This is a genomic window from Pseudopedobacter sp., assembly GCF_040392825.1.
In the GTDB taxonomy this organism is placed as follows: Bacteria; Bacteroidota; Bacteroidia; order Sphingobacteriales; family Sphingobacteriaceae; genus Pseudopedobacter.
In genome coordinates this window covers 1-12,245 of sequence record NZ_JBEBVH010000110.1, presented here as the reverse complement: position 1 = coordinate 12,245, position 12,245 = coordinate 1, and the positions used below count along the sequence as shown (strand labels likewise).

General features: G+C 36.0%; 14 protein-coding genes. 7 read left to right on the top strand and 7 right to left on the bottom strand.

Going from position 1 to position 12,245, the window contains the following annotated elements:
* Positions 1-72: 72 nt before the first annotated feature.
* Positions 73-276, bottom strand: coding sequence for a hypothetical protein (locus ABWO41_RS09490; RefSeq protein ID WP_353136991.1), 204 nt, complete (start codon positions 274-276; stop codon positions 73-75).
* A gap of 87 nt (positions 277-363) precedes the next feature.
* Complete coding sequence (locus ABWO41_RS09485) at positions 364-744, bottom strand: transmembrane 220 family protein (RefSeq protein ID WP_353136988.1); 381 nt, start codon at positions 742-744, stop codon at positions 364-366.
* Positions 745-987: 243 nt separating this feature from the next.
* On the opposite strand from ABWO41_RS09485, the gene ABWO41_RS09480 reads away from it, so the two are divergent.
* From ABWO41_RS09480 to ygiD, 5 genes are all read left to right on the top strand, one after another.
* A complete protein-coding gene (locus ABWO41_RS09480; protein ID WP_353136985.1) occupies positions 988-2,052 on the top strand; it encodes an LLM class flavin-dependent oxidoreductase in 1,065 nt (354 codons plus the stop codon).
* A gap of 4 nt (positions 2,053-2,056) precedes the next feature.
* Positions 2,057-2,521 carry a hypothetical protein gene (locus ABWO41_RS09475; protein ID WP_353136982.1) on the top strand — a complete coding sequence of 155 codons (465 nt, stop codon included), beginning with the start codon at positions 2,057-2,059 and terminating at the stop codon, positions 2,519-2,521.
* Positions 2,522-2,626: 105 nt separating this feature from the next.
* The gene (locus ABWO41_RS09470) at positions 2,627-3,043 is read left to right on the top strand and encodes an RrF2 family transcriptional regulator (protein WP_353136979.1); all 417 of its coding nucleotides are present in this window, start codon (positions 2,627-2,629) and stop codon (positions 3,041-3,043) included.
* A gap of 22 nt (positions 3,044-3,065) precedes the next feature.
* Entirely contained in the window at positions 3,066-3,716 is a 651-nt protein-coding gene (locus tag ABWO41_RS09465) for an NAD(P)-dependent oxidoreductase (RefSeq protein WP_353136976.1), read from the top strand.
* 10 nt (positions 3,717-3,726) lie between these two features.
* The gene (gene ygiD / locus ABWO41_RS09460; RefSeq protein ID WP_353136973.1) at positions 3,727-4,566 is read left to right on the top strand and encodes a 4,5-DOPA-extradiol-dioxygenase; all 840 of its coding nucleotides are present in this window, start codon (positions 3,727-3,729) and stop codon (positions 4,564-4,566) included.
* A 60-nt stretch (positions 4,567-4,626) separates the two neighbouring features.
* Here ygiD and ABWO41_RS09455 read toward each other — a convergent pair whose 3' ends face one another.
* Positions 4,627-5,904, bottom strand: coding sequence for a DEAD/DEAH box helicase (locus ABWO41_RS09455; protein ID WP_353136970.1), 1,278 nt, complete (start codon positions 5,902-5,904; stop codon positions 4,627-4,629).
* Positions 5,905-6,010: 106 nt separating this feature from the next.
* Here ABWO41_RS09455 and ABWO41_RS09450 point away from each other — a divergent pair, with 106 nt between their 5' ends.
* Positions 6,011-6,325 (top strand): FtsB family cell division protein, encoded by a 315-nt coding sequence (locus ABWO41_RS09450; RefSeq protein ID WP_353136967.1) that lies wholly within the window; start codon positions 6,011-6,013, stop codon positions 6,323-6,325.
* On the opposite strand, the gene ABWO41_RS09445 is transcribed toward ABWO41_RS09450, so the two are convergent.
* From ABWO41_RS09445 to fabG, 4 genes are all read right to left on the bottom strand, one after another.
* Complete coding sequence (locus ABWO41_RS09445) at positions 6,319-6,936, bottom strand: trimeric intracellular cation channel family protein (protein WP_353136964.1); 618 nt, start codon at positions 6,934-6,936, stop codon at positions 6,319-6,321. The genes ABWO41_RS09450 and ABWO41_RS09445 overlap by 7 nt on opposite strands.
* A complete protein-coding gene (locus ABWO41_RS09440; RefSeq protein ID WP_353136961.1) occupies positions 6,923-8,983 on the bottom strand; it encodes a hypothetical protein in 2,061 nt (686 codons plus the stop codon). The genes ABWO41_RS09445 and ABWO41_RS09440 overlap by 14 nt, the downstream gene beginning before the upstream one ends.
* A 21-nt stretch (positions 8,984-9,004) precedes the next feature.
* Positions 9,005-9,730 (bottom strand): SIMPL domain-containing protein, encoded by a 726-nt coding sequence (locus ABWO41_RS09435; protein WP_353136958.1) that lies wholly within the window; start codon positions 9,728-9,730, stop codon positions 9,005-9,007.
* Between the two features lie 110 nt (positions 9,731-9,840).
* A complete protein-coding gene (gene fabG / locus ABWO41_RS09430; protein WP_353136955.1) occupies positions 9,841-10,584 on the bottom strand; it encodes a 3-oxoacyl-[acyl-carrier-protein] reductase in 744 nt (247 codons plus the stop codon).
* Positions 10,585-10,800: 216 nt separating this feature from the next.
* Between fabG and ABWO41_RS09425 the strand changes: the two genes are divergently transcribed.
* Positions 10,801-12,245 (top strand): malate:quinone oxidoreductase (locus ABWO41_RS09425; protein WP_353136952.1); only part of this gene is annotated, 1,445 nt, incomplete at its 3' end.

Here is a 12,245-nt window from a genome sequence, read left to right as displayed (position 1 = left end):
AGGACTTTTTTTTAAAACATAAAAAATGGCCAGAATTTCTTCCGACCATGAGTGGTTTAAAATCGCCCTTTTTTATTTTCTATTATTTCCATCTACTTTAGTTAATTCGTTGCGATCATGCCCCTGGTTAGGTCTTCTTTCCTGATTGGCATGAGAAGCGCTGCTTGCATTAGAAATTTGATGTCCTTTCTTTTCCTTAACCTGCACAAAAGTCCTATCAGAGGTGGTTCTTCCTTGCACATCTTTTTCTGTTTGATGATTCGGTTGACGTTTCATAGTTAAATAGATTTGATGAATCCAATATAGGGCAAAGACTGTGCCTTTTATAAATCAGACTAATCATTAAAATGACGCATCACTATTTTACTTTGCTCTACTTCCTTTTCGATAATACAGTAAGTTAGTTAATAGAGCAATAATCAACAAAATCAATCCGCCAAATTCTCTGGTTTCCTCAATCCAGGGCTTTGTTGCTTTCATGCTTTGTACAATATTTTCAGCGTTATGTTCATAAAACCAACTCAACACTCCAGTTTCATCAAAAAACAGATATATAGCATAAGCCAGGTATATAACAATCCCCACAACATAAGCTTTTAGATTGAAAATATTTCTTGTTGCCAAAAAGCACCATAGTGCGCCATAGAGGTATAATAATATCCATAAAAATGGATCAGGATCATTGTATTGTAATACCGCCGAAATAATAAATATTAGAAAAAAAAATAGATTAAAAGCTCTCATTACAGCAATAAGGGTTATAATTGTCTATAGTATTCAAATATAAAAATTTCATTAATATCTATCGCTGGTGTTTCACCCTGGAAATTGCAAGTATTTAATGTTCCAGGATGATTCCTCAAAATTTCTTAATTGAGCGAACTTGATATACATGTTACTCTCTTTAATTAACAGAAGATTTGTAATCCCCTCTATTAAAACATTAATTTAAAACCCAAAGGTCATTCCTTAGTCAGATTATAAAGAATGACTTTTTTCATTCGACTGCCATATAAAGAATTGGTTACTTTTGGCCTTATGAACATCAAACTGAGTGTATTAGACCAGACTCCCATCAGAAAAGGAAGTAATGCCAATGAGTCTCTTCAGGAAACAATACAATTGGCCAAACTTACTGATGAGTTGGGTTATACCCGGTATTGGCTCAGCGAACATCATAACTCCGAAATGCTGGCGACTGGCTCTCCCGAGCTGATGATTGCCCGTTTGGGAGCAGAAACTAAACATATCCGTTTAGGTTCTGGAGGAATGATGATGCCAAATCATAGTACACTTCGTATCGCTGAAAATTTTAGGGTTTTGGAAGCGCTATATCCAAACAGGATAGATTTGGGAATGGGAAGAGCTCCTGGTGGCGACAGGTTAACTGCGCATCTATTAAATCCTTCTAATAATTTCGATCCAAAAGATTATATCCAGCAGCTTAAAGATGTTAAATGCTATTTTAACGAAGAACCAATAGACGGAATTTCCGAAACGATGGTGAAGGCTATACCATCCATAACTACTTCTCCTGATTTATGGATTTTAACATCCAGTGGAGAAAGCGCTCTTATTGCCGCTTATATGGGAATGGCCTGTTCTTTTGCTCAATTTATCAATCCTATTGGCGGCGCAGAAGCTTTAAGAACCTATAGAGAAAAATTTGTTCCTTCTGCAGAACTACCAGAACCAGAAACCAGCGTTGGTATATTTGGGTTTTGTTCTGAAGACGAAGAAAAAGTAAAACAAGTACAGGCTTTTATGGATTACCGACTTTTGAGTTTCGAAAAGGGCTTGCATCAGGTACAGTTTGATTATAACGACATTAAAGATATTGAGTACGATGCATACGATATGCAACGTATAGATAGAAACCGAAAGCGCACTATAATAGGCACACCTGAGGTAATGAAAGAGAAAATTACAGCGCTCTGCTCCGAGCTGGATACTGATGAAGTAATTATATCTACCTACACAAGCTGTACGGAAGACAGGCTAAATTCTTACCGTTTGTTGGCAAAGGTTTTCAATATTAAAAAAGGAGAATAAGATTATGACGTGGCAAGAGTTTAATAGTTGGAAAAACCAGATTTTTAGTCAGTATAATCACATCCAGAAGCAAGTGGGCGAAAGTGATTTTAAGAAATATAAGTTAGATATTTCCTGCAGAGCCTTAAACAAAATTGCCTTAAATACCTTAGAAGAAAAGAAGTTTATTGAACTAAAGAAAGTCGTTTCCAAAACGTTAGATTCTATCCCTGAAAAGAATATCTGCAGAGCTTCACTAAGACCATATTATAAAAACACAAAGCACTTAAAACACTATCTTAAAACACATTTCAATCTCGTCCCTATTGGATACCACTCTGTAAAATGGGGGACCATCGGATTAGGATTTGGAGTTCCGTATTCATACTTTTTAAGCTCGTTACTTGGGCTTTTCATTGGCTTTGGTATCGGCATGGGTATAGGAACTTATTTTGATAGAAAAGCCGAAAAAGAGAATAAATCTTATTAAATCCCTATTTATCACCCAATTGTCTTTTTTAAATGTTTAAACATTTATTTTTTGAATAACAGAAATTTTTACTGAACTTTGAACTGTAATAAAAAACATTACAGAATGAACAACGGTAGATTTGCCATAGCCATACATGTCCTTACACTGCTTGAAGTAAGTAAAGAAGAACTTTTAGCTTCTGATTACATAGCCGGAAGTATAAATATCAACTCGGTTTTGGTACGGAAAGAGATTGCTGAATTAAGGAAAGCCGGATTAGTAGACAGTAAAGAAGGTAAAAATGGAGGTTTCTTTTTAGCAAAAAAGGCAGATGATATAAATCTTGGAGATTTATTTAAAGTAATTTATCCAGATTCCATTTTTGCCTTTGCGAAAAACACTCCTAATCCTCATTGTCCTATCGGAAAGGATATTAACAAACATTTAGAGGGCCTGTACATTGAAGCTGAATTGGCTTTAGTACAAAATCTTAAAAAGCATTCATTGGCAGAATTTTGTCAAAAATTTATAAGTAAATGAAACTTAAATATTAAAATAAAACATGATGAAAATAGCAATCATAGGAGCCACTGGATTTGTAGGTTCCAGTCTGGTAAAAGAAGCGGCAAACCGAGGTTTAACTGTTGGTGCTATCGCAAGAAATACAGATAAAATTGAAAACAACGAAGTAGCCAAAATAGCTATAGATGTTAATAATGAAAAGGAATTGGCAGATAAACTGAAAGGATATGATGTTGTAGTTAGCGCATTTAATGCCGGTTGGACTAATCCTGATATTTATAACGATTTCTTAGCCGGTTCTAAGGCCATACAACAAGCGGTGAAGGATGCCGGAGTTAAAAGATTAATTGTTATTGGCGGTGCCGGAAGCTTATACGTAGCTGATAATGTACAGGCGGTAGACACGCCTGACTTTCCGGCGGCATTCAAATCAGGTGCTACTGCTGCCAGAGATTATTTGAACATACTTAGAGAAGAGAAAGATCTCGACTGGGTATTTTTTAGTCCGGCATTCGAAATGCACCCGGGAATTACCACCGGCAGAACCGGAAAGTATAGACTTGGAAAAGATCATCCCATTTTCGATGACAGCAATGCATCAAAATTATCTGTAGAAGATTTGGCTGTAGCAATTCTGGACGAGGTGGAAAATCCAAAGCACCATCAGGAAAGATTTACCGCAGCCTATTAATTAAAAAACAATGGAAACTTTAAAGCATCTTTATAACTGGCAAAAGGACTTACCTGAAACGGAGACGATGCCCGCACTTTTTATAGGTCATGGTAGTCCTATGAACGCAATTGAGGATAATATTTTTGTCCAAAACTGGCGTAAACTGGCTCAAAATATTCCGAAGCCAACAGCAATTTTGGTTATCTCTGCCCATTGGGAAACACAGGGAACTAAGGTTACCGCGATGGAAAAGCCACGTACTATTCACGATTTTGGTGGTTTTCCTCGGGCTTTATTTGAAGTGCAATATCCGGCAAAGGGAGACCCTGAATTAGCAGCCTATATCAAGGAAGCCTTAAAACATTTTGCTGTTGTTGAGCTAGACCAGCTTTGGGGGCTGGACCATGGTAACTGGAGCGTTGTTAAACACTTGTATCCCAATGCAGATATTCCGGTTTTACAACTAAGTTTAGATTATTCTAAACCGGCAGAATATCATTACAATTTAGCCAAAGAACTACAAATTCTTAGAAAAAAAGGCGTTTTAATTATCGGTAGCGGTAATATGGTACATAATTTAAGAATGGTTTCCTGGGAAAACATGCTGGAGCCGGGTTTTGGGTATGATTGGGCTTTAGATATAAATGATAAGATGAAACAATATATCTCTGAGGACAACCATCTGGCATTAATCAATTATCAGAATTTTGGAATAGAGGGAAAATATGCTATTCCAACGCCAGAACACTATATGCCATTAATTTATACGCTGGCTTTAAAGGATAAAAACGATAAAGTTTCATTCTTAAATGATATTCCTATCGGAGGCTCACTGACGATGACATCTGTAGTTATTGATTCGAAATAGGGAAAATGGAAATTTATCATTCTATATATAAAAAAAGCAGCGTTCGTGACGCTGCTTTTTTTATTTTTTATGCTTCTTATACCGCTCGGAGGGTTTAATATTCTCCGTTTTTAAGTTTTTTGCTTTCTTTTCGTGAAATGCACCTCCCCGACTTGGATCTTCTTCTTCATCCTCTGCTTTTCTGCGTTTATTTTCTGTTTCAATAAACAAGTCTTGGGGTAATTCCATCTCTTGTGCTCTTTGCCCCAGATCCTGTTCTATTTTTCTAAAATCGGAAAGTTCCAGCTCTGTTAACAACACTAAAGCTATCTGATCTTCTTGCTGTTCGGCTAACCAAAGTACTTTCTGCTTGTAGGCATCCTGTTCAATTGGCAAATCGAAAAACATTAGGAAAGGGACTTTCATTGTCTCCAAACCTTTAAGGTCGTCTTGTATAACAATTAAAATTCGCTTTTTAGGATTTAACAGGAAATCCTCAACACTTTCCACGTTATGATCAGAAAATCCCTGGCATTTTATTGTTGCCACCTCTTCTATGTTAAGGGAAAGCATTTTATAAACCGTTTCTGCTGTAAATTCGGAATTCACAGACACTAACACTTTATCAAAAACCTCATTATCTTTAAGCAGCAACTCTAAAAGATTCAGCTTAGTTTTAAAATTTGGGACCTGATAACGAATCTGCTCTATGCATCTCAGATTTTTATTTTCAAGTTCTGCTACTTCCAATACCGTGTAATCTTCCATAAAATAGCTCAGCATTCTTTCTATTCTTGCATGATACACAGAAGAAAAGATCAAATATTGTGCTTTAGGGGTCCCTCGCCCTAATTCAGAAATCGGTAATTGCAAACCATTTTTAACAATTTCGTCTGCATCATCTACAATAAAAAGCTGTAGCTTATTTAGATTTAAGCCTAATTTTAAGTAAACAGCTCGGGCTCTGTCGGGCTGTGCGATAATAATATCTACACCATCCGTAACTTCCAAAACCTGCGCATCCAGTGTCGCCTGATCATTAAAAAGTCCATAGATTCTTAAAGATTTATTTCGGTTTAATAACTGGAATTGTTCTATAAGTGCTTCTCCCCGCTCTTTACTGGGTACCATAATTAATACTCTTGGAGCAATTTCTTCAGTATGTTTTAGTTTGCTTAAGCTTGCCAGAACAATAGCTGTCGATTTTCCCGATCCTTCGGGAGCTACTGCAACCAAATCCTGCCCGCCATTTATTCTGCTAAAGATTTTGGATTGTAAAGAAGTAGGTTGTGAGAAACCTGCATTTAAAACAGCAATTTGTAACTGCTTACTTAATTTTAACTTTTCGAACGAACTCATTGCCACAAAAGTACCATTTTGCTATCATATAAGTACTCGCTTTATATTTTGAATTTTGATTTTAAACTTTATATAGTCATCTTTGCAGAGATAACCTTCTATAATTATGAAACGCTTGGTTGATCTTTTAAAAAATAAATTTTTTCTGGTATCATTAGCTTTTATAATTTGGATGCTATTCTTTGACCGAAACGATATCATTTCACAATATGATTATCGTAATCAGGTAAAGAAACTGGAACAGGAGAGGGATTTCTATACTAAGGAAATTGCCAGCGTACAGAAAGACCTGGATGAGTTAACTACTAATAAAGATAAACTGGAAAAATTCGCTCGCGAACGTTATTTGATGAAGCGAGACAATGAGGATGTCTTTGTTATTATCGAAGAAAAACCTGAGAAAAAAGGCTTGTTTCAATAAAATCTCGGCAACATCAATTGTTTTCTTACAGCAACTATCCTTATCAGAACAATTAAGGAGATTGCTAGCAACTCAGCAATAGAAGATTCTATGTTTAATGCAGTTAATGTAAAATAGAATCCTCCTCCTAAAATACAAGCTGTTGCATAAATCTCTTTTCGAAAGATTATGGGAATATTATTCAATAAAATATCCCTTACAATTCCACCAAAACACCCTGTAAAAGTCCCTAAAAGAATACAGCTTCCGGCATCAAGGTTGTGAGACAATCCTTTTTGAATACCCAGAATAGTAAAGAAACCTAAACCCAACGTATCAAACAGGAATAACGTCTTTTTAAAGCGTTTTACTTTTTTCCAGAAGAACATAGAAAGCATAGCACCTACTATAATAACAAAGGTATAATACGGTTCCTTAATCCAGAAAACAGGCGTGTCTCCTATTACCAGATCTCTTAGGGTACCTCCACCAACAGCAGTTACAAAAGCTACTATAATTACTCCAAAAGCATCTAACCGCTTTTGCATAGCAGCAAAAGATCCCGAAACGGCATAAGAAAAAGTCCCGCAGACAATAATGATGTTTTCAATAATAAGGCTATAGAAGTCCATTTCTTTTCCTTAAAAACCATTCTGTACTTAACAGCAATATCAGCAAAAAGAAAATCCATTTCAAATTAATAAGTTCTTCATAAGTATTATCTGTATGAACAACTGTTGTAATTTTCTCGTTTTCCGCAATCAGCTGCTCTAAGTCAGACAGATTTCCCGGAAGAACAAACTCTCCTCCACTCATTTTTGCTAAATTATACAATAGCTGGTGATCTGCCGTTGTATTTAAATGTTCAAGTTCTATCTTTTCTACTACAAATGTACCTTTGCTTTCTAAATGCTTATTACCTAAAACGGTTTTCGCCAAAAAACTGTACTCACCTTCGGGCAACAAACCTGCATTCAGTTCATAAGAACTTTCCTTCTTCGAAAACACATAACTGTATTTCTTTCCAGATTTATGATTGATGTCTACTGTTATTTCTGCATTGGTTACAGGTTCATAACTATCGTTATACAACTCAGCATGTAAAACCGTCTCCTCATTTGCAAAAAATCTTTCCTTAATTGGATAAACTTTGAATTTACGTTTATCTTCCTTCACACTTAAAAACTGGACGGTTTTGGTTATCAATTCATCAAAAGGAGCAAAATCTGATGTCGCTTTATAATTTTCCAGTCTCCAACGCCATAAGCCTTCACCTATTAAAAATGCATTATTTTTTTCTCCTTTCACAAAGAACATCAATGGTAAATCTGCTGAAGAAGATCTTTGATTAATCAAGCTCTGATAATCGCCTTTTACTGCTACTTTACCTGACGGGCCAACCAGTGGAGGTAAATTCCTGAAAAGATTCTGTAACTGGGATGACACAGTAAAATTATAGAAATTACCGTTTAAAGTCGTGTAATACTCCTGTGGAGTTCCGCCTGGAAACTTCACCAATGATTGGATTTGATTGAGCAGATTGATATTGGTTTCTGTACCTGCAATAAACCAAATCGCTTTGTTAAGACCTTGTTTTATAATACCTGAAAGAGGAGCGGAAGATGAAGGAAGATTATGTAATATTATCACACTAAACTGATCGAAGCTTTTTGGCATTTCGTAAGGAAAAGCTACCACCACTTCGTAATTTTTATTTCCTGAAATACTTTGTTTAATTGCATTAACATCTGGATGGGGTGCATTTGCTAATAACAAAATTTTCTCTTTTCCTTCCAGGACTTCTACATAAACTGTTTGTCTATTATTTATATTAGAAACCTCATTATTAATCGTATGCAGAGAAATATTTAATTTCTGCATTCCAACCTTCCTGGCATCCAATTTCACTGTTACCGATTGTCGCCAAAAATCATCATCAATTTGTATTGGTTTAGATAGCTTCTGTCCATCAGAACTCTCAACAGTAAGTATCGATTTTTCTCCTTTACTTCTAAACGCAGATAGATTTATTTCTAAAGGATATTCGTTACCAAGATAAACGATTCTATTATAGTTTACATTTCTAATAAGCAGATCTTTTTTTACAGTAGTATCACCCAAGCCAATACTGTAAATTATAGCTTGTCTAGGCAAATACTGCGCTGTCACTAAAGCCCCTTTGTTAATTATCCCATCTGAGGCTAATATAACCGCTCCAATATTTTTATTGCCATACTGTTCATTAATATAAGAGAACAGTTCGGAAACATCTGTCTGCTGGTCTTTGAAATCCCATTTCGGTTTATCTCTTATCTTATCTCCAAAGTTCAGAAAAGCTACATCATATTTTTGTTGCAATCTGCCGGCTAAGTTTTTTATATCAGTTTGGTATTTCTCTAATTTAAAATTATCCGAAACGCCTAAAGGAATAGAAGCAGAATTATCTTGCGCAATAATTAGCAAAGGCTTCTCCTCGATTTCCTTTTTTGAAGAAATGAGTGGTGCCAGCAATAGAAAGCATATGAAAGCAACCAGAATACTTCTTAAACCAAACAGAAGATATTTGAGTTTACTTTTTGACTGCTTTTTATAAAAAAGATAAGCGTAGAGAATTCCTATTGCCACACAAAGCAATACCCACCAACCAGAATTATTTTCGAATAAAATTGCGTTTAACATTTCATGTTAAAAATGCAAAAATTATTCTATTTCGAAGTTCGCATTTACAACTGCTGTAATTTCTTTTCTGATTGAGCTAACATCATTCACTCCGTAGTCCGAAGTTATATTGGAATTTTCTGGTGTAATTTGTAAAACTCCCATTCTCGCACTTTTCAAAGTCCCTAAAGTTCTACCCGTGGCTTCCGCGATACGTCTGCCTCTAATCATTGCATCTTTAGCGGCCTCTGCCTGAACGTCAATTTTAATATCAGAAATTTTGGTATAGTAATATTCCGGCGGGTTAACAGCAAATTCTACCCCCTGTTCTACCAAAGAAGTGATATCAATAGAGAGCTTTTTCATCTTCTCTACATCTTTTGATTGAAATTCAATCATCTGATTAATGGTATAAGAACGAATTCCGGTTTGCATACCATTATTATTATAGTAATAGTTTGGATAGGAATTGGTAGTCTTAAAGTCAATATCTTTCTCATTAAATCCCTGCTTTGCTAAATAAGCCAGCAGTATAGGCTTTTGGCTTTGCAGTTTTTGATAGGCTTCTTTCGCGGTAGCCGCTTCGGCATTGAGATTGCCCCTTATCACTGCTAAATCAGAAACGATTAACTTTTTAGCAGAGCCTGTTACATTAATTGTTTGATCGGTGGATCTTACTTTCTTCCAGGTTCCGGAGAATAACAGAACTGATAATAAAATAGCCAGGCTTAGTATAATAGTAGGTAGTAAAAAACGATTTTCTTTCATAGTTTAATGGTAACAAATTTTCATTAAGATAGTTTAACAGAATTTTTGTTACAAAAAAAGAGCCATCTACAATGGCTCTGACTTATGACTTTTAATTTTATACTTCTAACTTACAACATACCACCACAAACAGATAATACCTGTCCGTTTACGTAAGCGCTCATATCTGAAGCTAAGAAGACACAAACATTTGCCACGTCTTCTGGCTCCCCTGCTCTTTTTAAAGGAATTCCAGCCTCCCAGCCGGCAACAACTTTTGGATCTAAAACGTCCGTCATTTCGGTACGGATAAATCCAGGAGCAACAACATTGGTTCTGATATTTCTTGATCCTAATTCTTTAGCTACCGATTTTGAAAAGCCAATGATACCAGCTTTAGAGGCCGCGTAGTTAGCCTGTCCGGCATTTCCCTGAACACCAACAACAGAGCTCATATTGATGAATACACCTTTACGATTTTTCATCATAATTTTCGAAGCAGCCTTAGTTGTATTAAAAATAGACTTCAGATTTACTTCCAATACGTCATCCCAATTTTCTTCGGTCATGCGCATTAACAAACCATCTTTGGTAATTCCTGCATTGTTAACTACAATATCAATAGTTCCAAATTCGGCAACAATATCATTAATCAACTGCTCTGCCTGATCAAATTTAGAAGCATCAGAACGGTAACCTTTTATTTTTGTACCGAAGGCTTGCAATTCTGTTTCTAAAGCCTGTCCTTTCTCAACAGAAGATAAATATGTAAATGCTACATTAGCACCTTGCTCAGCAAATTTTTCAGCTATTCTCTTCCCAATTCCCTTTGACGCACCTGTAATTAAAGCTGTTTTTCCTTCTAATAATTTCATGTCATTATGCTTTTGAGGCGTGAAAATATTAAATTTTTATGATATGTAATGCTATTCATTAGTTTTTACCAAACCACGCCCGGCCAGGTAAGCAGATAATGTAGACACTTGCTAAAAAAGATATATCCTTTTTCTGTAAAGTTTCAGCATTTTTTTCGGCTTAAAACTAGACAGTTATTCCATTTGATATTAACTTTGCGCATCCATAAAAATAAAATGAAAAATAACAATAAGCCAGGTGTTAAAGCTGACGTAGATGTAATATTAATCGGAGCTGGCATCATGAGCGCAACATTAGGCGTGTTGCTAAAAGAACTAGACCCAACATTAAGCATAGAGATTTACGAACGTCTTGACGTTGCCGCAGCAGAAAGTTCTGATGCATGGAATAACGCAGGCACAGGTCATTCTGCATTTTGTGAATTAAATTATACTCCACAGAAAAAAGATGGCTCTGTCGACATCAAAAAAGCGGTTAAAATTGCGGAGAATTTTGAAGTATCTAAACAGTTCTGGGCCTATTTAATAGAAAAAGGGCTTATTAATTCTCCAGAGAACTTCATTAACAACATTCCACACATTAGCTTCGTTATTGGCGAAAAGAATGTTAATTTCTTAAAAACACGATATACGGCAATGAAAGACTGTGTCCTGTTTGACGAAATGCAATACTCTGAAGATCCTGAAGAAATAAAAGCATGGACTCCTTTGGTAATGAATGGCCGTAATTCTTCCGAAAAAGTTGCTGCTACACGGATGGATATGGGTACCGATGTCAACTTCGGCGCATTAACAAGGGCTATGTTCAATAACTTAAAGGCAATGGACAATGTTTCCATATTCTTTAATACCGAGATTCGAGACATAGAAAGAGAAGATGATGGCAGTTGGGAAATTGAAATTAAAAATCTTGATACCGGCAAAAAGAAAAAGCGTAAAGCCAGTTTTGTGTTTATAGGTGCCGGTGGCGGTTCTTTACATTTATTGGAAAAATCTGATATTCCTGAGGGAAGAGGTTTTGGCGGATTCCCTGTTAGTGGCCAGTGGTTAAAATGTACCAATGAAGAAATTATTAAACAACATCACGCTAAAGTTTATGGCAAAGCAGCAGTTGGAGCTCCTCCAATGTCTGTACCTCACTTAGATACAAGGGTAATTAATGGAAAACAGGCTTTACTGTTTGGCCCATACGCTGGATTTTCTACCAAGTTCCTGAAAAACGGCTCCTATCTCGACTTATTTAAGTCAATTAAATTAGATAATATCAGACCTATGCTTTCTGCAGGTTTGCAAAATCTGGATCTTACCAAGTATTTGATTGAACAGGTAAGACAATCACCTGAAGACAGATTAGAAGCTTTAAAAGAATATCTTCCTACTGCAGAATTGAAGGATTGGGAATTGGAAATTGCAGGTCAGCGGGTTCAAATCATTAAGAAAGATGCTAAAAAAGGTGGTGTTCTGGAATTCGGAACTGAAGTTGTAAGCGCTTCAGATGGTTCTATTGCCGCTTTATTGGGTGCTTCGCCGGGTGCGTCAACAGCAGTATCTATTATGCTAGACCTATTAAGTCGTTGTTTTAAAGACAAGTTTAAAAGTGAAGCCTGGCAATCAAAATTCAAAGAAATGATTCCTTCTTTCGGACAGTCTTTAGCAGAAAA